The organism is Serratia ureilytica (genome assembly GCF_013375155.1).
Taxonomy (GTDB): domain Bacteria; phylum Pseudomonadota; class Gammaproteobacteria; order Enterobacterales; family Enterobacteriaceae; genus Serratia; species Serratia ureilytica.
The window spans coordinates 91,503-113,975 of the sequence record NZ_JABXOF010000007.1 but is presented as its reverse complement, the minus strand read 5'-3'; the positions used below and the strand labels follow the sequence as shown (position 1 = coordinate 113,975).

Annotated in this window: 18 protein-coding genes; 9 read left to right on the top strand and 9 right to left on the bottom strand. The window is 61.1% G+C overall.

Annotation, left to right across the window (positions count from 1 at the left end; genetic code table 11):
- Nucleotides 1–17: 17 nt before the first annotated feature.
- Nucleotides 18–884: a small-conductance mechanosensitive channel MscS gene (gene mscS / locus HWW83_RS14215; protein ID WP_015378992.1), complete on the bottom strand. Its 867-nt coding sequence runs from the start codon at nucleotides 882–884 to the stop codon at nucleotides 18–20.
- A 204-nt stretch (nucleotides 885–1,088) separates the two neighbouring features.
- Here mscS and HWW83_RS14210 point away from each other — a divergent pair, with 204 nt between their 5' ends.
- Entirely contained in the window at nucleotides 1,089–1,757 is a 669-nt protein-coding gene (locus HWW83_RS14210; RefSeq protein WP_033644737.1) for a DUF1345 domain-containing protein, read from the top strand.
- A 218-nt stretch (nucleotides 1,758–1,975) separates the two neighbouring features.
- Here the strand turns inward: HWW83_RS14210 and fbaA are convergent, their stop codons facing one another.
- The 4 genes from fbaA to HWW83_RS14190 all read right to left on the bottom strand — a co-directional run bounded on the left by fbaA (nucleotide 1,976) and on the right by HWW83_RS14190 (nucleotide 6,694).
- A complete protein-coding gene (gene fbaA / locus HWW83_RS14205) occupies nucleotides 1,976–3,055 on the bottom strand; it encodes a class II fructose-bisphosphate aldolase (protein ID WP_025304179.1) in 1,080 nt (359 codons plus the stop codon).
- A 116-nt stretch (nucleotides 3,056–3,171) separates the two neighbouring features.
- On the bottom strand, nucleotides 3,172–4,335 hold the full coding sequence (gene pgk, locus HWW83_RS14200; RefSeq protein WP_025160206.1) for a phosphoglycerate kinase: 1,164 nt from the start codon (nucleotides 4,333–4,335) through the stop codon (nucleotides 3,172–3,174).
- Between the two features lie 70 nt (nucleotides 4,336–4,405).
- Nucleotides 4,406–5,422, bottom strand: a complete 1,017-nt coding sequence (gene epd / locus HWW83_RS14195; RefSeq protein ID WP_004931582.1) for an erythrose-4-phosphate dehydrogenase — start codon at nucleotides 5,420–5,422, stop codon at nucleotides 4,406–4,408.
- 312 nt (nucleotides 5,423–5,734) lie between these two features.
- Entirely contained in the window at nucleotides 5,735–6,694 is a 960-nt protein-coding gene (locus HWW83_RS14190; protein ID WP_273974485.1) for a LysR family transcriptional regulator, read from the bottom strand.
- Nucleotides 6,695–6,776: 82 nt separating this feature from the next.
- Here HWW83_RS14190 and HWW83_RS14185 point away from each other — a divergent pair, with 82 nt between their 5' ends.
- From HWW83_RS14185 to HWW83_RS14165, 5 genes are all read left to right on the top strand, one after another.
- The gene (locus HWW83_RS14185) at nucleotides 6,777–7,862 is read left to right on the top strand and encodes a tartrate dehydrogenase (protein WP_176589379.1); all 1,086 of its coding nucleotides are present in this window, start codon (nucleotides 6,777–6,779) and stop codon (nucleotides 7,860–7,862) included.
- A 364-nt stretch (nucleotides 7,863–8,226) separates the two neighbouring features.
- Entirely contained in the window at nucleotides 8,227–9,837 is a 1,611-nt protein-coding gene (locus tag HWW83_RS14180) for a BCCT family transporter (protein ID WP_033644733.1), read from the top strand.
- A gap of 26 nt (nucleotides 9,838–9,863) precedes the next feature.
- Nucleotides 9,864–10,988, top strand: a complete 1,125-nt coding sequence (locus tag HWW83_RS14175) for an aromatic ring-hydroxylating oxygenase subunit alpha (protein WP_025304183.1) — start codon at nucleotides 9,864–9,866, stop codon at nucleotides 10,986–10,988.
- A gap of 46 nt (nucleotides 10,989–11,034) precedes the next feature.
- Nucleotides 11,035–12,483 (top strand): NAD-dependent succinate-semialdehyde dehydrogenase, encoded by a 1,449-nt coding sequence (locus tag HWW83_RS14170; RefSeq protein WP_033644731.1) that lies wholly within the window; start codon nucleotides 11,035–11,037, stop codon nucleotides 12,481–12,483.
- 41 nt (nucleotides 12,484–12,524) lie between these two features.
- A complete protein-coding gene (locus HWW83_RS14165) occupies nucleotides 12,525–13,490 on the top strand; it encodes a PDR/VanB family oxidoreductase (protein ID WP_089192231.1) in 966 nt (321 codons plus the stop codon).
- A gap of 30 nt (nucleotides 13,491–13,520) precedes the next feature.
- Here the strand turns inward: HWW83_RS14165 and HWW83_RS14160 are convergent, their stop codons facing one another.
- The 3 genes from HWW83_RS14160 to HWW83_RS14150 all read right to left on the bottom strand — a co-directional run bounded on the left by HWW83_RS14160 (nucleotide 13,521) and on the right by HWW83_RS14150 (nucleotide 17,520).
- Nucleotides 13,521–14,591, bottom strand: coding sequence for an ABC transporter ATP-binding protein (locus HWW83_RS14160; RefSeq protein ID WP_033652192.1), 1,071 nt, complete (start codon nucleotides 14,589–14,591; stop codon nucleotides 13,521–13,523).
- Nucleotides 14,584–16,353 carry an ABC transporter permease gene (locus HWW83_RS14155; protein ID WP_033644727.1) on the bottom strand — a complete coding sequence of 590 codons (1,770 nt, stop codon included), beginning with the start codon at nucleotides 16,351–16,353 and terminating at the stop codon, nucleotides 14,584–14,586. Before HWW83_RS14155 ends, HWW83_RS14160 begins: the two co-directional genes overlap by 8 nt.
- Nucleotides 16,354–16,431: 78 nt before the next feature.
- A complete protein-coding gene (locus tag HWW83_RS14150) occupies nucleotides 16,432–17,520 on the bottom strand; it encodes an ABC transporter substrate-binding protein (protein WP_176589378.1) in 1,089 nt (362 codons plus the stop codon).
- A gap of 72 nt (nucleotides 17,521–17,592) precedes the next feature.
- On the opposite strand from HWW83_RS14150, the gene HWW83_RS14145 reads away from it, so the two are divergent.
- Nucleotides 17,593–17,877, top strand: a complete 285-nt coding sequence (locus HWW83_RS14145) for a hypothetical protein (RefSeq protein ID WP_108681945.1) — start codon at nucleotides 17,593–17,595, stop codon at nucleotides 17,875–17,877.
- 213 nt (nucleotides 17,878–18,090) lie between these two features.
- Nucleotides 18,091–19,413 carry a branched-chain amino acid transport system II carrier protein gene (gene brnQ / locus HWW83_RS14140; RefSeq protein ID WP_033644726.1) on the top strand — a complete coding sequence of 441 codons (1,323 nt, stop codon included), beginning with the start codon at nucleotides 18,091–18,093 and terminating at the stop codon, nucleotides 19,411–19,413.
- 69 nt (nucleotides 19,414–19,482) lie between these two features.
- On the opposite strand, the gene tkt is transcribed toward brnQ, so the two are convergent.
- Nucleotides 19,483–21,477 carry a transketolase gene (gene tkt, locus HWW83_RS14135; protein ID WP_046687602.1) on the bottom strand — a complete coding sequence of 665 codons (1,995 nt, stop codon included), beginning with the start codon at nucleotides 21,475–21,477 and terminating at the stop codon, nucleotides 19,483–19,485.
- Between the two features lie 238 nt (nucleotides 21,478–21,715).
- Here tkt and loiP point away from each other — a divergent pair, with 238 nt between their 5' ends.
- The gene (gene loiP, locus HWW83_RS14130; RefSeq protein ID WP_033654702.1) at nucleotides 21,716–22,468 is read left to right on the top strand and encodes a metalloprotease LoiP; all 753 of its coding nucleotides are present in this window, start codon (nucleotides 21,716–21,718) and stop codon (nucleotides 22,466–22,468) included.
- Nucleotides 22,469–22,473 lie beyond the last annotated feature (5 nt).

Below are 22,473 nucleotides of genomic sequence, written 5' to 3'. Positions count from 1 at the left end.
CAAGGCCCCCTTCTCTGTTATTCCGCCTTGGCGGAAGCGTCTTCGGTGCGATACAGGTGCACATCCATCTGCGGGAACGGAATGCCGATGTTGTGGGCATCCAGCGCGCGCTTGAAGTTTTCCATCAGATCGAAGTACACGTTCCAGTATTCCGCATTGGTGGTCCAGGAACGGGTCACGAAGTTCAGCGAGGACGGCGCCATCTCGTTCAGACGCACGGTCACGCCTTTGGCGTGCATGATGCGTTTGTCGGCGGCGATCACGTCGCCCAGCACCTTCTTCACCACGTCGATATCGGCGTTGTAGGCCACGCCCACCACGATATCCACGCGGCGGTTCGGTTCGCGGGAGTAGTTGATGATGTTGCCGGCGATGATTTTACCGTTCGGCACCACGATGGTTTTGTTGTCGGCGGTGCGCAGGGTGGTGGAGAAAATCTGCACCTGATCGACGGTACCGGCCACGCCGCCCAGATCGACATATTCACCCACGCGCAGCGGACGGAAGATCACCAGCAGCACGCCGGCGGCGAAGTTGGACAGCGAGCCTTGCAGCGCCAGGCCGACGGCCAAACCGGCGGCACCCAGCACCGCGATCACCGAGGTTGTCTGCACGCCGACGCGCCCCAGCACGGCGATGAAGGTGAACGCCAGCACGCCGTAACGCACGATCGCCGACAGGAAGTCGGCCACCGTGGCGTCGATGCCGCGCAGCTTCATCACGCGGTTCAGCGCATTGCCGACCACGCGGGCCACAATCGAACCGATGATCAGGATAACGATGGCGGCGACGATATTCACCGCGTACTGGATCAACAGATCCTGATTCTTCACCAACCAGTCGCCGGCACCGTTGATGCCGTCTACTACATTCAAATCTTTCATTCGTGTCGTCCTAACTCAGTCCCTAACGGGAGAAACTCGCAAAAATACACTGGCCTCGGCGGCCAGTAGGAAACCACGCCTAAGGGTAACCAACATTAAAGGCTCATGCCAACCATCAGCATTAAAAATAGCCGAAACCGCCCGCCGCTTCTTCTATGCTGAGAACAGCGCGTTGGCCATTTCACGACAAGGGATCCGTTCTTCATGCACATTCGCTCTTCGCTCAAACACTATTGGCAAGTGCGGCCCAGGCTGCTGTTTTCCGTCGGCGCCGGGCTGCTATGCTTTCTGCTGCTGCCCGCCCAGCTCTCGCTGCTGCAACGCTTGATGATCGGCTGGAATACGCTGGCCTGGCTCTACCTGCTGTTTCTCTGGCGGCTGATGCTGGTCAGCACGCCGCAGCACATTCGCCAAATCGCCCGGCGGCAGGACGAAAGCGCCAGCATGGTGCTGGCGTTAGTCAGCCTCGGCTGCCTGGTCAGCTTACTGGCGATCCTGTTTGAATTGAGCAGCGCCAAACAGGTGGCCGGCTCTCTGAAAACGCTGCATTTGCTCCTGACCGGCGCCACGCTGGCGGTCTCCTGGCTGCTTCTGCCGACCGCCTTCACCATGCACTATGCTCATCAGTTTTATCGCCAGGGCGCACAGCAGGATCCTTTGCCGCTGCTGTTCCCCGGCAATCTCGCCGATCCCACCTATCTGGATTTCGCCTACTTCTCCTTCACCATCGCGGTCGCGTCGCAAACCGCCGATGTGGCGGTCGGCGCGGCAGAGGTGCGCAAGATCACCCTTCTGCAGTCGGTGATCTCCTTCGCGTTCAACATGCTGATCCTGGGCCTGTCCATCAACGTCGGCGCCGGCCTGTTGGGCTGAAAACGAAAAAGGCTCCCCGCAGGGAGCCTTTAAATTGCAAACAAAGGAGGAAAAAACGTGGTTTTTCCTCCTTTGTGATCATCAGTCGAAAATCAATAAATTGATTTTCCTTATTTTTTATATTTTGCCTACGGCAAGCCAAGCCACGCATCAGGCTTGCCATAAACAAAAAGGCTCCCCGCAGGGAGCCTTGTACATCATGCAACAGGTGCCGAAGATTACAGAACGTCTACCGCGTTCAGATCTTTGAAGGCCTGCTCCAGACGCGTCACCATGCTGGTCTGCGCTGCGCGCAGCCATACGCGTGGATCGTAGTATTTCTTGTTAGGCTGATCGGCGCCTTTCGGGTTGCCCAGCTGGCCCTGCAGGTAAGCTTCGTTCGCTTTGTAGTACTGCAGGATGCCGTCCCAGGTCGCCCATTGGGTGTCGGTGTCGATGTTCATCTTGATCACGCCGTAACCCACAGACTCTTTGATCTCTGCGTCGGTAGAACCGGAACCGCCGTGGAACACGAAGTTCAGGCTGTTGTGCGGCAGGTTGAATTTCTTGGACACGTAATCCTGAGAATCGCGCAGGATGGTTGGAGTCAGCTTAACGTTGCCTGGCTTGTACACGCCGTGCACGTTACCGAACGATGCAGCGATGGTGAAGCGCGGGCTGATGGCGTTCAGTTTTTCGTACGCGTAAGCCACGTCTTCCGGCTGGGTGTACAGAGCGGAAGCGTCCATATGGCTGTTGTCCACGCCATCTTCTTCACCGCCGGTGCAGCCCAGTTCGATTTCCAGCGTCATGCCGATTTTGGCCATGCGCTTCAGGTAGGCGCTGCAGATCTCGATGTTTTCTTCCAGAGACTCTTCAGACAGATCGATCATGTGGGAAGAGAACAGCGGTTTGCCGGTAGCGGCGAAGTGTTTCTCGCCGGCGTCCAGCAGGCCGTCCAGCCATGGCAGCAGTTTCTTCGCGCAGTGGTCGGTGTGCAGGATCACCGGCACGCCGTAGTGTTCAGCCATCTGGTGAACGTGGTGTGCGCCGGAGATAGCGCCCAGAATCGCTGCGCCCTGAGGCACATCGGTCTTCACGCCTTTGCCGGCGATGAATGCGGCGCCGCCGTTGGAGAACTGAACGATGACCGGCGCGCGCACTTTAGCCGCGGCTTCCAGCACTGCGTTGATGGAGTCGGTACCCACGCAGTTTACCGCTGGCAGCGCAAAGTTGTTCTCTTTAGCAACTGCGAAGACTTTCTGAACGTCATCACCCGTGATGACACCCGGTTTTACGAAATCAAAAATTTTAGACATGTTACTTTGTCCTGTTTCGTCGGCCGTAGATGGATGTAAATCGATGTTTTCACGCCGCGCAGCATTTGCCGCGCGGTATAAAACAAACGGGCGGCTTTCGCCTCCCGTTGTCTGAATTACTGCTTAGCGCGCTCTTCCAGCATCACGACTGCAGGCAGCGGTTTCCCTTCAACGAATTCCAGGAATGCGCCACCGCCGGTGGAGATGTAGGAGATTTTGTCAGCGATACCGAACAGATCGATGGCTGCCAGAGTGTCGCCGCCGCCAGCGATAGAGAAAGCGTCGCTATCGGCGATCGCGCGGGCGACAATTTCGGTGCCCTTACGGAAGTTAGGGAACTCGAATACGCCAACCGGGCCATTCCACAGAATGGTTTTGGCGTTCTTCAGGATAACGGCCAGACGCTCGGCAGAGACGTCGCCCATATCCAGAATTTGCTCGTTGTCCTGGATCTCGTTGGCCTGCTTCACGGTCGCGGTCGCGGTCTCAGAGAACTCGGTCGCCACGCGCACGTCGGTCGGCACCGGAATGTCGCAGGTTTCCAGCAGTTTCTGCGCGTTCGGGATCAGGTCAGGTTCGTACAGGGACTGGCCCACGTTGTTGCCCTGCGCCGCCACGAAGGTGTTGGCAATGCCGCCGCCGACGATCAGCTGATCGGCGATTTTGGACAGGGAATCCAGCACGGTCAGTTTGGTGGAGACTTTAGAACCGCCCACGATGGCGACCATCGGACGGGCCGGGTTACCCAGGGCTTTGCCCAGCGCTTCCAGCTCGGCGGACAGCAGCGGGCCGGCACAGGCGACAGGCGCGAACTTGCCCACGCCGTGGGTGGAAGCCTGCGCGCGGTGCGCGGTGCCGAACGCGTCCATCACGTACACGTCGCACAGCGCCGCGTATTTCTTGGACAGGGTTTCGTCGTCTTTCTTCTCGCCCTTGTTGAAACGGACGTTTTCCAGCACCACCAGTTCACCTTCGGCGACGTCGACGCCATCCAGATAATCCTTCGCCAGACGCACTGGGGATTTCAGGTGATCTTTCAGGTAGTTGACCACAGGCAGCAGGGAGAATTCTTCGTTGTACTCGCCTTCGGTAGGACGACCCAGGTGGGAGGTTACCATCACGCGGGCGCCTTGCTTCAGCGCAGCTTCGATAGTCGGCAGGGAAGCGCGGATACGCGCGTCGGAAGTCACTTTACCGTCTTTTACCGGCACGTTCAGATCGGAGCGGATCAGTACGCGTTTACCCGCCAGATCCAGATCGGTCATCTTAATTACAGACATGGTGAACCCTCTTTATTGAATCTCTATAAAATTGCCTGAGCAGCGCGCCAATCACGCCGGCGCCGCCGTACTAGAAACCGCTGGCGGCCATTGCCCGTGTTGTATCCAACATCCGATTGGCAAAGCCCCATTCATTGTCGCACCAGACCAAGGTCTTTATCAGGTGCTGCCCGCTGACCCGGGTCTGCGTACCGTCGACGATAGCGCTGTGCGGGTCATGGTTAAAATCGATCGAGACCAATGGTAATTCCGTGTAGTCAACTATACCACGAAATGATTCCCGTGCGGCCTTTTGCAACAGCTGGTTGACCTCCGCCACCTTCACTGCGGCGCTCACGCTGACGCTAAGATCGATAGCCGTCACGTTGATGGTCGGCACGCGCACCGAGATAGCCTCGAAGCGATCGCAAAACTGCGGGAAGATGCGGGTGATGCCCGCGGCCAGCTTGGTATCGACCGGAATGATCGACTGGCTCGCCGCGCGGGTGCGCCGCAAATCCGCGTGATACGCGTCGATCACCGGCTGATCGTTCATCGCCGAGTGAATGGTGGTCACGGTGCCGGACTCGATGCTGTAGGCGTCGTCCAGCAGCTTGATCACCGGAATAATGCAGTTGGTGGTGCACGAGGCGTTGGACACGATGCGATGTTCCGCCAGCAGCGTCTGATGGTTGACGCCGAACACGATGGTGGCGTCCAGATCGTTGCCGCCCGGATGGGCGAACAGCACTTTCTTCGCCCCCGCCGCCAGATGGGCCTCGCCATCCGCCCGGCTGCCGTACACGCCGCTGCAGTCCAGCACCACGTCGACGCCCAGTTCGCCCCAGGGCAACTGCTCCACCGCCGGTTGGTGCAACAGGCGAATCGCGTCGTCTCCGACGCTCAGCGTGTCGCACTCTTGCCGCACATCCCAGGCGAAGCGGCCATGGCTGGAGTCGTACTTCAGCAGATGGGCCATGCCTTCGGCGTTCGCCAGCTCATTGATCGCCACCACGGAGATTTCCGCCCGTCGGCCCGATTCGTACAGTGCGCGCAATACGCTGCGGCCGATGCGGCCAAAGCCGTTTATCGCTATGCGGATGGTCATGCTGCTCCTGAAAAAGGGCCGTCCACGCCGGGTTGACTCACCGGCGCCGCCCGGCGCTGACTGGTTGTCTCACTAACCCGCATAGAGTAGTGGATCGTACCGCCCGCTGTGAATCGCCGAGTTTGCATTATTCCCGCGCCTCAGCGGTTTTTCACCGCCGTCACATCGGCATTTCTGTCGAAGAGTGCTTCAACTGAAACGCTTCAGCTGAGCATAAACCAAAGTTTTGGCAAAAGGAACACGTGCGACAGTTCCTCAGGTAACGGACGGGAATTTTACGAGCATAAGATGATCTGGCGCACATTTTTGGCCTTAAGACCGCGACGGATTTTCACTCGCCGGCACCGTTTCGCCGTAGTGCTCACGAAAATAGTCGCGCAGAAATTCGACGGTCACCCGCACTTTCGCCGACGTTGCCAGCCGGGAAACGTACACCGCCCAGATATTGGCCGGCTGATAATACTCCGGCAGGATGTGCACCAGTCGGCCGCTGTCGATGTTCTCTTTCACGTCCCAGGCGGAACGCAGCGCGACGCCCTGCCCGTCCAGGCACCACTGATGCACGATTTCGCCGTGGTTCGACGCCAGCGCGCCCGTCACCTTTACCGTTTCTTCACCGCTCGGCCCCTGCAGCCGCCACAGCCCGAACGGATGATCGCGTTCTTTGATCACCAGACAGGAACGGCCCGCCAGCTCCGCCGGGTTTTTCGGCGCCCCATGGCGCTGCAGGTACGCCGGCGAAGCGCACAGTATGCGCTGGTTGTCCGCCAGCTTGCGCGCAATAAGATTGGGGGCGATATCGTCGCCGATGCGGATATCCAGATCGAAACCTTCGCTGACCAGATCCACCAGCCGATCGGAAACGTCGAGCCGCAGTTCCAGCTGCGGATACTGCCGCGCCAGCGCCGACAGCGCCGGCGCGACGAAACGCCGGCCAAAGCCGAAGCTGCTGACCACCCGCAGCATGCCCTGCGGCGCCTGGCGCACTTCGGACAGCTCATCCATCATCTGATCGACATCGTTGAGAATGCGCTGCGCCCATTCGTAGATGCGCTCGCCGTCTTCGGTGATCGCCACCCGCCGCGTGGTGCGGTGCAGCAACGACACGTCCAGCGTCTTCTCCAACAGCGCGATGCGCTTGCTGATAAAGGCCGGCGAAACGCCCAACTCTTCGGCGGCGGCGGCAAACCCGGCGCGGCGCGCCACCAGCACGAACACCCGCAGGTCACTCAGGATCGGCATATTGTTCATGATTCGTGTTTTATGTTTCACCGTTTTCAGGATTGATTAACAGTTAGTCAATTATAGGATAACAGTGTTGTCAATCTCCCCTACCTACAAATGAGACCTCTGTATGAGCAAAACTTACAAGATTGCCGCCATCTCCGGGGACGGGATCGGGCGGGAAGTGTTGCCGGAAGGCATACGAGTATTGCAGGCGGCGGCGGCGCGCTGGGATCTGTCGCTGGAATTCGCCACCTTCGAGTGGGCCAGCTGCGACTACTACCAGCACCACGGCCAGATGATGCCGGACGACTGGTTCGAGCAACTGAAAGGCTTCGACGCCATCTATTTCGGCGCCGTCGGTTGGCCGGACACGGTGCCCGATCATATCTCGCTGTGGGGTTCTCTGCTGAAATTCCGGCGCGACTTCGAACAGTACGTCAACCTGCGTCCGGTGCGGCTGTTTCCCGGTGTGCCCTGCCCGCTGGCGAACAAGCAGCCGGGCGATATCGATTTCTACGTGGTGCGCGAAAATACCGAAGGGGAATACTCCTCGCTCGGCGGACGGATGTTCGAAGGCACCGAACGCGAGATGGTGATCCAGGAATCGGTCTTCACCCGTCAGGGCGTGGACCGCATCCTGAAGTACGCCTTTGAGCTGGCGCAACAGCGCCCGCGCAAACGCCTGACCGCCGCCACCAAGTCCAACGGCATGGCCATCAGCATGCCGTACTGGGATGAGCGCGTGGCGGAGATGGCGCGCCAATACCCTGATATCGCCTGGGACAAACAGCACATCGATATTCTGTGCGCGCGTTTCGTGCTGAACCCCGAACGCTTCGACGTGGTGGTCGCCTCCAACCTGTTCGGCGATATTTTGTCGGATCTCGGCCCGGCCTGCACCGGCACCATCGGCATCGCCCCCTCGGCCAACCTGAACCCGGAGCGCAACTTCCCGTCGCTGTTCGAGCCGGTGCACGGCTCGGCGCCGGACATTTTCGGCAAAAACATCGCCAACCCGATCGCCATGATCTGGAGCGGCGCGATGATGCTGGACTTCCTCGGCGACGGCGATGCCCGCTACCGCCAGGCGCACGACGGCATCCTGCAGGCGATTGAGCGCATTATCGCCGACGGGCCGCGCACGCCGGACATGCGCGGCGGCGCCTCCACCCAGCAAGTCGGCCAGGCGATCGCCGCCCTGCTGCAACGCTAAACGCCGCAGATTTTCCCGCGCAGGGCGCCCTTCCGCGCCCTGCTTTGCCACGTCCGTTTTTCCGCTTCGATCGCTGCCGCAAATCCGTTGAAAACCACCGCAGAAGGCACGCCAATACCCCGGTCAAGATCACAACAAATTGTTTACATACTGTGTTTTATCCTTTTACAGATGCCCCAATTGTGGCCCTCCTGTAATTTGTGCACACTCGAAAATGTTAATGAAGAGTGAATATTCCCGGTAGCGACCCACCGGGCGGTTTGCTCCTCGCGGTGTAACAAAACAAATGGTTCAAGCCAATAAGGCCCGGGCGCACCCTACGCTTTGCGCACCGGCCCACCACCGATAACAGGAGTTCACTCCCATGCAGAGCAATCCCAAAAAGGATGTCACGCTCATCGCCATCAGCCTGTGCAGCATTGCGCTGATCGCCCTTTGCCTGATGCTCTTTCCGGCTCAATCCGCGCTTATCGCCAACACCATTTTCAACGGCGTCACCCGGCTGTTCGGTTCAACCATTCAAATCCTGGTGCTGATCGCCCTGCTGGTGGTGCTGTATCTGGCGTTGAGCAAATACGGCAATATCCGCCTCGGCGAAGGCAAACCGCAATACTCCACGCTGGCCTGGCTGTTCATGTTCATCTGCGCCGGCCTGGGCTCGTCTACCCTGTACTGGGGGGTGATGGAATGGGCGTATTACTACCAGACGCCGGGGCTGAACATCGCGCCGCGCACCCCGAAGGCGCTGGAATACAGCATCAGCTACTCCTTCTTCCACTGGGGCCTGAGCGCCTGGGCGACCTACGCCCTCGCCTCGCTGATCATGGCCTATCACTTCCACGTGCGTAAGAACAAAGGGCTCAGCCTGTCGGGGATCATTTCCGCCATCACCGGCGTGCGCGCCAACGGCCCGGTCGGGCGGGCGGTGGATCTGATCTTCCTGGTCGCCACCGTCGGCGCCCTCACCATTTCACTGGTGCTGACCGCCTCCACCTTTACCCGCGGGCTGACGGCGCTGACCGGCATCCCGGACAACTTCGCGGTGCAGGCGACGGTGATCCTGCTGGCAGCGGTGATCTTCTGTCTCAGCTCTTACATCGGCATCGACGGCGGCATGCAGCGCCTGAGTAAAATGGTCGGCTGGGGCGCATTCGCTTTCGCCGGGCTGGTGCTGCTGGTCGGCCCGACCGAATTCACCATCAACAACACCATCAACGCCATCGGCCTGACGGCGCAAAACTTTCTGCAGATGAGCCTGTTCACCGATCCGATGGGCGACGGCAGCTTCAGCCGCAGCTGGACGGTGTTCTACTGGCTGTGGTGGATCTCCTATACTCCGGGCGTGGCGATGTTCGTCACCCGCGTCTCGCGCGGCCGCAAGATTAAAGAAGTGATCTGGGCGTTGCTGCTCGGCAGCACCCTCGGCTGCTGGTTCTTCTTCGGCTCGCTGGAAAGCTACGCCATGCACCAGTTCATCAGCGGGCAGCTCAACGTGCCGGAGATCCTCAGCACCCAGGGCGGCGAAACCGCCGTGCAGATGCTGCTGACGGCGCTGCCGCTCGGCAAGCTGTTCCTCGCCGCCTATCTGTTCATCATGATCATTTTCCTGGCCTCGCACATGGACGCCGTGGCCTACACCATGGCCGCCACCAGCACCCGCAACCTGCAGGAGGGGCAAGATCCCAGCCCGATGCTGCGGCTGTTCTGGTGCGTGGTGATCACCCTGATCCCGCTGTCGATCCTGTTTACCGGCGCCTCGCTGGACACCATGAAAACCACGGTGATCCTGACCGCACTGCCGTTCCTGCTGGTGCTGCTGGTGAAAACCTACGGTTTCGCCCGCTGGCTGAAGCAGGACTACGCGGCCATCCCGGCGCACCTGATCGAAAGCAGCCCGCCAACGCTGCCCGAAGCGCCGCCGGCCGGCGAACTCTCCGCTCCATCGTCGTATCAACCGCGCCCTATGGCGAAATGACAATAAGAAAAGAGGAAGGTTAACTTATGAGCACTCTGATCCCTGAATTTACCTTACCGAAAGATTTCTGCGCCGACGCACGCGAGGCCTACACCATACCGGCCCGGTTCTACACCCACCAGGCGGCGTTCGAGCACGAAAAAGAGCAGGTGTTCGCCACCAGTTGGATCTGCGTGGCGCACCGCAGCGAGCTTGCCCAACCGAACGACTACATCACCCGCGAGATCATCGGTGAAAACATTCTGGTGGTGCGCGGCCGCGATAACGTGCTGCGCGCCTTTTACAACGTCTGCCCGCACCGCGGCCACCAACTGCTGGCGGGCGACGGCCGGGCGAAAAACGTCATCACCTGCCCTTATCACGCCTGGGCATTCAAGCTGGACGGCGAGCTGGCGCACGCGCGCAACTGTGAAAACGTGCAGAACTTTGATAAGGAAAACTCGCACCTGATGCCGGTGCGGGTCGAAGAGTACGCCGGGTTTATTTACGTCAACCTGGACTCGCAGGCCGGCACGGTGGAAGACCAGCTGCCGGGCCTCGGCGCCAAAGTGCGCGAAGCCTGCCCGCAGGTCGACGACCTCAAGCTGGCGGCACGCTTCGTCACCCGCACCCCGGCCAACTGGAAGAACATCGTCGACAACTACCTCGAGTGCTACCACTGCGGCCCGGCGCATCCCGGTTTCGCCGACTCGGTGCAGGTCGATCGCTACTGGCACACCCTGCACGGCAACTGGACGCTGCAGTTCGGCTACGCCCGTCCCTCCGAGCAGTCGTTCAAGTTTGAAGAGGGCAAAGAATCCAGCTTCCACGGCATCTGGCTGTGGCCGTGCACCATGTTCAACATGCCGCCGCTGGAAGGCATGATGACGGTGATCTATGAGTTCCCGGTCGATGCGGAAACCACCCTGCAGCACTACGACATCTACTTCACCAACACCGATTTGAGCGACGAACAGCTCAAACTGATCGACTGGTACCGCGACGTGTTCCGCCCGGAAGATTTGCGGCTGGTGGAAAGCGTGCAAAAAGGCCTGAAGTCGCGCGGCTATCGCGGCCAGGGGCGCATCATGGCCGACGGCGCCGGCAGCGGCGTCAGCGAACACGGCATCGCCCACTTCCACAACCTGCTGGCGCAGGTTTATCAACCTTGATGCGACGGGGCCCGCGGGCCCCTTTCCCCTGACTTGTGAGGTTCTTGTGAAAATTTCCGATCGGGCGCTATTCCGCCAACAGGCATATATCAACGGCCAATGGCGCGACGCCGACAACCAGGAAACCCTGCCGGTGAGCGATCCCGCCACCGGCCAACTCATCGGCAGCGTGCCCAACATGGCGACGGCCGAAACCCAACGGGCGATCGACGCCGCCCAGCAGGCGCTGGAAGGCTGGCGCGCGCTGCCGGCGCAACAGCGCGCGCAGCTGCTGCGGCGCTGGTTTGAACTGATGCTGGAACACCAGCAGGATCTGGCCAACCTGATGACGCTGGAGCAAGGCAAACCGCTGGCGGAATCGCTGGGTGAGATCCGCTACGCCGCCTCCTTTATCGAATGGTTCGCCGAACAGGCCAAGCGCGCCAACGGCGACATCATTCCTTCGCCGAGCAGCGATAAACGCCTGATGGTGCTGAAACAGGGCATCGGCGTGTGCGCGGCGATCACGCCCTGGAACTTCCCGGCGGCGATGATCACCCGCAAGGCTGCGCCGGCGCTGGCGGCCGGCTGTACGCTGGTGGTCAAACCCGCCAACGAAACCCCTTATTCGGCGCTGGCGATGGCCGAGCTGGCCGAACGCGCCGGCATTCCCGCCGGGGTGTTCAACGTGGTGACCGGCAATTCGCAGGCGATCGGCGCCGAGCTGACTCGCCACCCGCAGGTGCGCAAACTCAGCTTTACCGGCTCCACACCGGTGGGCAGGCTGCTGATGCGCCAGAGCGCGGACACCATCAAGAAAGTGTCGCTGGAGCTGGGCGGCAACGCGCCGTTCATCGTATTTGACGATGCGGACATCGATGCCGCGGTGGAAGGCGCGCTGATCGCCAAGTATCGCAACGCCGGGCAGACCTGCGTCTGCGTCAACCGGTTCTACGTGCAGCGCGGCGTTTACCCGCAGTTCGCCGAGAAGTTTGTCGCCCGCGTGGCGGCACTGCAGGTCGGCAACGGCTTCGAAGCCGGCGTACAGATTGGCCCTCTGATCAATCGCAAGGCGCGCGATAAGGTGTTGGAGCTGCTCGATGACGCACTGAGCAAAGGCGCTCAGGTGCTGACCGGCGCCACGCCGCACGCGCTGGGCGGCAATTTCTTCACCCCGACGGTGCTGGGCGACGTGCAGCCCGGCTCGCTGCTGCTGGAAGAAGAGATCTTCGGCCCGGTCGCGCCGCTGGTGATATTCGATGACGAAGCCGAGGCGATCCGCCAGGCCAACGACACCATTTACGGCTTGGCCGCTTACTTCTACACCCGTGATGCGGCGCGCATCTGGCGCGTTTCGGAACGGCTGGAGTACGGCATGGTCGGCATCAATACCGGGCTTATCTCCAACGAGGTGGCGCCGTTCGGCGGGGTGAAACAGTCGGGGCTGGGGCGTGAAGGCTCCGAATACGGCATCGAAGACTATCTGGAGCTCAAATACCTGTGCCAGGCGGTATAACTTTTTCATGCGCGGGGACGCCCGCGCTTTGGAGCCAATGAATGACCAGCTATCAGATGCTTGATGTCCGCGTCGTCGACATCGAAACCGTCACCGCACGGGTCAAGCGCTTTACCCTGACGGATCCGCAAGGCCGGCCGCTGCCTGCCTTCAGCGGCGGCAGCCACATCATCGTGCAAATGCAGGACGGCGAGCAGCGCTACAGCAACGCCTATTCGCTGCTCAGCTCACCGTTCGAACTCGAGCATTACCAGTTCGCCGTTCGGCGCGAGTCTCCTTCCAAAGGCGGTTCCGACTTCATGCATGACCGGCTGGCGGTCGGCGATACGCTGACCATCAGCACCCCGAATAACCTGTTCGCGCTGGCGCCGGAAGCGCAACATCACGTGCTGATCGCCGGCGGCATCGGCATCACGCCGTTTATGGCTCATCTGCATGAGCTGCAACGCAGCGGCCAACGCTACCATCTGCACTACTGCTTCCACAGTGAAGAGCACAACGCCTTCCAGCAGCAGCTGATGCAAGCGCCGTTCGCAGACAACGTCAGTTGCCATGTCTCCAGCCTTGGCGGCCGGTTGGATCTGGCGCGCACGCTGGCCGATGTGGAACCCGGCGCCCATATCTACGTCTGCGGCCCGGCGGCGCTGAACGAAGCGGTCTACCGGATCGCCGCCGAACGGGGTATCGATGCCGGTCGCTTGCACAGCGAAGCCTTTGCCGCCGAAGACACGGCGGGCGGCGCCTTTACGCTGGTGCTGGCTCGATCGGGTATTGAGCTTGAAGTGGCGCAAGACATGACCATCCTGCAGGCGCTGGAAAACAGCAAGGCGGCCAAGGTCGAGTGCCTGTGCCGCGAAGGCATTTGCGGCACCTGCGAAACCCGCATCGTCGAAGGGGAAGCCGATCACCGCGATCAGTATCTCAGCGAGGAAGAACGCGCGGCGCAGCAGACCCTGTTGATCTGCTGCTCGCGCGCCAAAGGCAGCCGGCTGGTGCTGGATTTGTAAAAGGAGCGCCCGCAACGGCGGGCGTCCTGGTTAAGCTTTCGGGAATATCCACAGATGCTCGGCCGGCAGGGAGAGCCGGCACAGCGCCCGATCGCGCGCCTCGTGGCCATAGGCGCGTACCACGAAATCTTCGGCCACGGTGCGGAACAGGTATTCCCAGCGATCGCCGAGATACATGCTGGTCAGCAACGGCAGCTCAAGCTGATTACCCTGTGGATCTTCACCCAACCGCACGCGCTCCACGCGGATCACCGCCGTGCCCTCCTGCCCGACCTGCACGCCTTCGCCCGCTTTGCCCCACAGCGCCCAATCCTTACCTTCGATGCGCGCCCGGCCATCTTCCAGCGCCACGATCTTGCCAGGCAACCGGTTGTTGCTGCCCATGAATTCGGCGGTGAACAGCGTGGCGGGCGAACCGTACATCTCCTGCGGCGTGCCCTGCTGTTCGATTTTGCCGTTATTGAGCAGCAGGATGCGATCGGAAATGGCCATCGCCTCGTTCTGATCGTGGGTCACCATCAGCGCCGACAGACCGAGCTTGATGATCAGCTCGCGCAGAAATACCCGCGCTTCTTCGCGCAGCTTGGCGTCGAGGTTGGACAGCGGCTCATCCAGCAGGATCACCGGCGGGTTGTAGACCAGCGCACGGCCGATCGCTACCCGCTGTTGCTGGCCGCCGGAGAGCTGGTGCGGATGGCGCTTGGCCAAATGCCCCAGCCCGAGCTGATCCAGCACCGCCTGTACCCGTTGGGCGATTTCCGCCGAGGCGGTCTTACGCAGCTTCAGCGGATAAGCGACGTTCTCAAACACCGTTTTATGCGGCCACAGGGCGTAGGACTGAAACACCAGCCCCAGGTTGCGCTCTTCGGCGGGAATTTCGCTGCGCGCGCTGCCGTTGTAAACCGCGCTGTCGCCGATGACGATTCGCCCCTGGCTCGGCTTCTCCAGCCCGGCCACCGCCCGCAGCAGCGTAGTTTTGCCGCTGCCCGACGGGCCCAGCAGTGAGACCACTTCGCCCCGTTTCAGATCCATCGACACCCCTTTCAGCACCGGGTTGTCGCCATAGGTCAAATGCAGGTTCTCTACCGAAAGTTCAATCATGTAATTTCACTCCAAAGCGCAAAGCGATCCCCAGCCCCAGCACCACCAGCAGGATATTGATGAACGACAGCGCGGCGACGATATCGATGGCGCCCGCGGCCCACAGGGAAACCAGCATCGAGCCGATGGTTTCCGTGCCCGGAGACAGCAGATACACCCCGGTGGAATATTCGCGTTCAAAGATCAGGAACATCAGCAGCCAGGAGCCGATCAGGCCGTAGCGCGACAGCGGAATGGTAACGTGTCGGGTGATCTGGCCGCGGCTGGCGCCGGCGCTGCGCGCGGCTTCCTCCAGTTCCGGCCCCACCTGCAGCAGCGTGGAAGAGATCAGACGCAGGCCATAGGCCATCCACACCACGGTGTAGGCCAGCCAGACGCTGAAGATGGTGCTGCGCAGCGAACGCAGCCAGACGATCACGTTCTCGCGCAGCCATTCGGCCATCGGCAGCACGGACAGCCAGCCTTCCTTGAGCGATTTATCCAGCCACATCGGCAGGAACAGGAACACCCACAGGAACGCCAAACCGGCCAACAGCCCCGGCACCGCGCGCGGCACCAGCACGCTGTAGTCGAGGAAGCGCGTGGCGCCGTCCGGCTTGCGGTGCATCGCGATGCCGATAAACAGATAGCACGCGACCGCCAGCGCCCCGCCGATCACCCCGATCGCCATCGAGTTGACGATGGCGCGCAGCAGGTTGGGCTGCGCCCAGATGGTGCGGAAGGTGTTGATCGACAGTTCGTCCCAGACAGACACGCCCACGCCCCAGTTGGAGATAAAGGCGCGCAGCACCACGCCGATCAGCGGCACGCCGATGGTCACGGTCAGCCAGAACATCACCACCGCGCCGGCCACCCAGCGCCATTTGCCCAGCGGCAACGCGCGCGCCTGCGAGGCTTTGCCCTTGACGGTGACGAAACGGTTGGCGGTACGCATTAGCCTGCGCTGCAGCATCACCAACGGAATGGTGATGCAGATCAGCACCACCGCTACCGCCGCCATCAGGTGGTAAGACGGCGTGCCCAGCTTGTTGGTCAACTGATACAGGTAGGTCGCCAGCACCAGGTTGCCTTCCGGATCGCCCAACACCAGCATCAGGCCGAACACCTCCAGCCCGAGGAAGAACAGCAGCACCCCGGCGTACAAGATAGACGGCCGCACCATCGGCAGGCTGACGGCGGTCATCACCTGCAGCGGCGTAGCGCCGGCAGTGCGCGCCGCTTCTTCAACGTCGGAGCCCACGCTGCGCAGCGCCGAGGAGATGTACAGGTAGGCATGGGGCACGTGCGTCAACCCGGCGATAACCACGATGCTGGCCATCGAATAGATGTTCCACGGCACGAAGCCCAGCAGCGCCTCCGCCCACAGCGAGAAGAAGCCCACCGGCCCCGCCGCCACCACGTAACCGAAGCCCAGCACCATCGGCGACACGAAGATCGGCACCAAAATCAGCGGTTCGATGATCCGCCGCCCCGGTAGATCGGTGCGCACCATCAGGAAGGCCAAAATGCCGCCGAGCGGGATAGCGATGATCACCAGGCCGAATGCCAGAATAAAGCCGCTTCTCAGCGCCTTGTAGAAATCCGGATCGGTAAAGATGAACTCGAAGGCCTCCAGGCTGAAGACCTTGGAGGGAGAGAAAAACGGAGCCGAGAGGAAGCTTTGAATGATGATAAACGACAGGGGGACATAGATAACCAGCGCGGTTATCAACACCACCAAGCCGCGCGGCAGGCTCTGCCACTTTCTGCGCCATGCTTGCATAAATGCTCCCTATGGTTGTAAACGACGACCAAAGGGCGCGCGCCTGTATGTCAGGCGCGCGTCCGAATGCAGTCCCTGTTATTTCGCCGCGGCGGCGCGCCATTGTTTGATGTAGTCGAGACGCTTGGCCGGCTGCAGATACTCCAGCAGGCTGTCGTCGACCGGGATCGGCTTGAGCGCGTTGCCCAGCAGCTTGGTCATGCCGTCGATGTCGTTCTTGCCTTCGACATCGTTGCGGATCGAAGGGATATCAGCCTGATTAGCGAGAATATTTTGCCCTTTCTCCGACAGCACGTAGTCGAACCACAACTTGGCGGCGTTAGGGTGACCGGCTTCTTTGCTGATGAAGCTCACGCGCGACAGCACCAGGGTATAGTCTTTCGGATAGACGATGCCGAGCGACGGATCGCTCTTGGCGCGGGCCTCGGCGTACGAACCGAGGATGTTGAAGCCGATCAGGTTTTCACCGGAAGAAACGCGTTCCATCATGGTGCCGGTTGAGGATTGCACCGCCAGCCCGCCCTTGGCCACGTCGGCCAGCGTTTTGAAGTAGTTGGGATCGGCCTTGAAGTCCTGCACCGACAGCATGAAGCCGACGCCGGATTTTTCGATGTCGTAAGTGGTGACTTTCTTCTTGAATTTGTCCGTCTGGCTGGCGATCAGCTTGGCCAACGCCGCGTGCGAATCCGGCACATCGCCCTGCGGGATCAAGCGTTTGTTATAGATGAACACCACCGGCTCATAGGTGGTGCCATACACCTTATCTTGCCATACCGCCCATTTCGGCAGTTGAGCCTGCTCGGGAGAGGCGTATTCCTGCGCGTAATCGCCCGCCAGTTTCAAAATGGTGTCCATCGACGAACTCCACACCACGTCGCCGCTGGTGCCGCCGGCCGCCTGCTCGCTGATAAAGCGGTTATACAGTTCGGTGCTGTTCATGTCGTTGTATTCGACCTTGATGCCCGGATACAACGCCTCGAACCCCTGGATCAGCGGCGCCGCCGCCTTGGTGTCGGTGGTCGAGTAAATCACCACCTTGCCTTCTTTCTTCGCGCCGTCGACCAGTTTCTGGTAGTCGGCGGGGTAGCCCGCCGGGAAGGCCGCATAGGCGGAAACGGAGCCCAGTAAGGTGATTGCAGCCACGGTAGCGCTGATTTTTTTCATCATCATCCATCCCCAGATCACATTTAATAAACCAAAAATTAACATACAGTTAATAATTGCGACGAGGCAACGGCGTTGCTTGTTATCTTTCGGTTTTGTGAGGTTGGACGTTTTTCAGTCAATACCCACGCCCGGCGGCGCGGGCTTTACGGCGCTTCCTGTCGCAAACTATTCGGCCAGGCGAGAACGCCGCAGCAGGCGAATTCGCTGTACGATGGCGACCCTGCAACGTCAGAACAAAGCCGGCATTCGACCCGCGATATGCCGATCTTTTTCCCCCGTAAACCGGTCGAAGACGGCCACGTCTCTTTCAAGCCGCACATCGAAATTCCGCTGTCGATAGACAGGGTGGCGCGCTAACGCGCTGCCGGGTCGGCCGCCATGATCCCTCTGTGCAGCCGGTTCACGCCAGGATAAACAGCGCTGTATTAATCAGGTTTTTGTCGCCGAATTATTATATCCTGCCGGACGAAAATTTTTGCGGGCGTACGCAGCCCCACGCGCCTCCTTCTGCAGCGCTTCATTTCGCAGCCAGGCCGTTTATTTCATGAATACAGGCAGTGCCATACCGTTATGACCAAGAGTTTATCCCCGAAAGACATTATCGCCCTGGGCTTTATGACCTTCGCCCTGTTTGTCGGCGCCGGCAACATCATTTTCCCCCCGCTGGTGGGGCTGCAGTCCGGTGAACATCTGTGGCCGGCCGCACTCGGGTTTATGGTGACCGCCGTCGCTCTGCCGGTGATCGCCGTGATCGCGCTGGCGCGCGTCGGCGGCAGCATCAGCCTGCTGACCGGCCCCATCGGCCGCACCGCCGGCCTGCTGTTGGCGACCGTCTGCTATCTGGCGCTCGGCCCGCTGTTCGCCACCCCGCGAACCGCCAATGTTTCTTTCGCCCTCGGCATCGCGCCCTTCACCGGCAACGGCGCCCTGCCGCAGTTCATCTACAGCCTGCTGTTCTTTACCCTGGCGATGGTTGTGTCGCTGTATCCCGGCCGCTTGCTCGATAACGTCGGCCATATTCTGGCGCCGCTGAAAATTCTGGCGCTGGCCGCGCTCGGCATCGCCGCCCTGGTGTGGCCCGCCGGTGCGCCGGTCTCCGCCGTCGGCAGCTATCAGGCCGCGGCGTTTTCCACCGGCTTCGTGCAGGGTTATCAAACCATGGACACGCTGTCGGCGCTGATGTTCGGCTCGATTATCGTCACCGCCGCCCGCTCACGCGGCGTCAGCGACAGCGGCCTGCTGCTGCGCTACACCCTGTGGGCCAGCCTGATCGCCGGCGTCGGCCTGACGCTGGTCTATATCTGCATGTTCAAGCTCGGCGCCGGCAGCGGCAGCCTGATCGGCAGCGGTGCTCAGGATGGCGCAGCGATCCTGCACGCCTATGTGCAGCACACCTTCGGCGATCTGGGCAGCGTCTTTATGGCGGTGCTGATGTTCATCGCTTGCCTGGTGACGGCGGTCGGCATGACCTGCGCCTGCGCGGACTTCTTCTCCCGCTACCTGCCGCTCTCTTATCGCGCGCTGGTGGTCATCCTCGCCCTCTTCGCCATGCTGGTTTCCAACATGGGGCTGGCCAATCTGATCCGCGTCTCACTGCCTGTACTGACGGCGATCTACCCGCCTTGCATCGCGCTGGTGTTGCTCAGCTTCAGCCAGAACCGCTGGCGCAGCGCCAGACGCGTCTTCGCGCCGGTGATCGCTACCAGCCTGGTGTTCGGCCTGGCCGATGGCCTGAAGGCTTCAAGCTTCAGCGGCCTGCTGCCCGCCTGGTTCGATAAGCTGCCGCTGGCCGAGCAGGGTCTGGTCTGGCTGCAGCCTACGCTGTTGGTGCTGTTGCTGGCGGCGGCTTACGACCGGTTGCGCAGCGCCGAAAGCGTCAAGGCCGCGTCGTAATCGCGATTTCCGCCCATAAAAAAAGCCGGTCATGATGACCGGCTTTTTTATCGGCTGGCGCCAGGCCGCTTACTTCAGCAGCGCCTGCGCCTTGGCCACCACGTTGTCCACGGTGAAGCCGAACTCGGCGAACAGCTGCTCCGCCGGCGCCGACTCACCGAAGGTGGTCATGCCCACGATAGCGCCGTTCAGGCCCACGTACTTGTACCAGTAGTCCGCGATACCCGCTTCCACCGCCACGCGCGCCGTTACCGCTGCCGGCAGCACCGACTCGCGGTACGCCGCATCCTGCTTATCGAACGCGTCGGTCGACGGCATCGACACCACGCGCACCTTGCGGCCCGCCGCGGTCAGTTTGTCCGCCGCCTCCACCGTGATACCCACTTCGGAGCCGGTGGCAATCAGGATAACGTCCGGCGTGCCCGCGCAGTCTTTCAGCACGTAGCCGCCGCGGTACACGTTCGCCAGCTGCTCTGCGGTGCGCGGCTGCTGGGTCAGGTTCTGGCGCGAGAACACCAGGGTGGTCGGGCCGTCGTTGCGTTCGATGCCGTACTGCCACGCCACCGCCGATTCCACCTGGTCACACGGGCGCCAGGTGCTCATGTTCGGGGTCACGCGCAGGCTCGCCAGCTGCTCCACCGGCTGGTGGGTCGGGCCGTCTTCGCCCAGACCGATGGAGTCGTGGGTGTAGACGAACACGTTGCGCAGCTTCATCAGCGCCGCCATGCGCACCGCGTTGCGGGCGTATTCCACGAACATCAGGAAGGTCGCCGAGTACGGCAGGAAGCCGCCGTGCAGCGCGATGCCGTTGGTGATGGCGGTCATGCCGAACTCGCGCACGCCGTAATGAATGTAGTTGCCCGCCGGGTCAACGTTCAGCGCTTTCGAGCCGGACCACATGGTCAGGTTGCTCGGCGCCAGGTCGGCGGAGCCGCCCAGGAACTCCGGCAGCACCTTGCCGAACGCTTCCAGCGCGTTCTGCGACGCCTTGCGGCTGGCGATGTTGGCCGGGTTGGCCTGCAGTTTTTCCACGAACGCTTTGGCGTCGGCTTTCCAGTCAGCCGGCAGCTCGCCGTTCATGCGGCGCTTGAACTCGGCAGCCTGCTCCGGGAAAGCTTTGGCGTAGGCGGCGAACTTGTCGTTCCAGGCCGCTTCTTTAGCCTGACCGGCTTCTTTGGCGTCCCACTGGGCGTAGATGTCCTGCGGGATTTCAAAGGCGGCGTATTTCCAGCCCAGCGCTTCGCGGGTGGCGGCCACTTCGGCGGCGCCCAGCGCAGCGCCGTGCACGTCATGGGTGCCGGCCTTGTTCGGCGAACCGAAGCCGATAACGGTCTTGCACATCAGCAGCGATGGCTTGTCGGTCACCTTGCGGGCTGCTTCAATCGCGGCCTTGATGGCGTCCGGGTTGTGGCCGTCGACGTTGCGCACCACGTGCCAGCCGTAGGCTTCGAAACGCAGGGCGGTGTCGTCGGTGAACCAGCCGTCGACGTGACCGTCGATGGAGATGCCGTTGTCATCGTAGAAGGCGGTCAGCTTGCCGAGCTTGAGGGTGCCGGCCAGGGAGCAGACTTCGTGCGAGATGCCTTCCATCATGCAGCCGTCGCCCATGAAGGCGTAGGTGTGGTGGTCGACGATGTCGTGGCCCGGGCGGTTGAACTGCGCCGCCAGGGTGCGTTCGGCGATGGCGAAGCCGACGGCGTTGGCGATGCCCTGGCCCAGCGGACCGGTGGTGGTTTCAACGCCCGGGGTGTAGCCGTACTCCGGGTGGCCTGGGGTTTTGGAGTGCAGCTGACGGAAGTTTTCCAGCTCGCGCATCGGCAGGTCGTAGCCGGTGAGGTGCAGGAGGCTGTAAATCAACATGGAGCCGTGGCCGTTGGAGAGCACGAAACGGTCGCGGTCAGCCCAGTGCGGGTTAGTCGGGTTGTGGTTGAGGTAGTCACGCCACAGGACTTCGGCGATGTCCGCCATGCCCATAGGGGCCCCCGGGTGGCCGGAATTTGCTTTTTGTACGGCGTCCATGCTGAGTGCGCGGATGGCGTTGGCAAGCTCTTTACGAGAGGACATGTTTTACTCCAGGTCGGATAAAAAAAGCAGTCAAGTTCCCTATTTTCTCAGACTCCACATCACAACGGCAATCCCTAATGCCAAATGAGAGCGAGTTCACCACTTATTAGCACGATTGGACGCTTTTTCGGAATAACACTATTCTCGCCTTGGCTGGCGTACACTAGGCTCTTGCGACAAGATTTCCTCCAAGCAAAATGACTCTTTTACCTTGTTACCTTCACAGGAAGATGGCGTTATGAAGATCCGTACCTCTTTGATTGCGTTGGGCATTGCTACCTTGGCAACCGGCTGTCAAAACCTGAATACCGAAACCTTGATGCAGTCCGGCGCGCAGGCGTTCCAGGCGGCGACCCTGAGCAACAACGACGTTAAGGCCCTGAGTGATAAATCCTGCGCCGAGATGGACAGCAAGGCACAAATCGCGCCGGCCGACAGCACCTATGCCAAGCGTCTCAACAAAATCGCTGCGGCGCTGGGCGACAACATCAACGGCACCCCGGCCAACTATAAGGTCTACGTGACCAAAGACGTCAACGCCTGGGCGATGGCCAACGGCTGTATCCGCGTCTACAGCGGGCTGATGGACATGATGAACGACAACGAAGTGGAAGGCGTGCTGGGCCACGAAATGGGCCACGTGGCGCTGGGCCACACCCGTAAAGCGATGCAGGTGGCTTACGGCACCGTGGCGCTGCGCACCGCGGCGTCCTCCGCCGGCGGCGTTATCGGCTCGCTGTCGCAGTCGCAGCTGGCGGACATCGGCGAGAAGCTGGTCAGCGCCCAGTTCTCGCAGAAGCAGGAAAGCGAAGCGGATGATTACTCGTTCGATCTGCTGAAAAAGCGCGGCATCGATCCGAACGGCCTGGCCACCAGCTTCGAAAAACTGGCCCAAATGGAAGCCGGCCGTCAGAGCAGCATGTTCGACGATCACCCGTCTTCCCAAGCGCGCGCGCAGCACATTCGCGATCGCATCGCGGCAGAGAAATAACAACG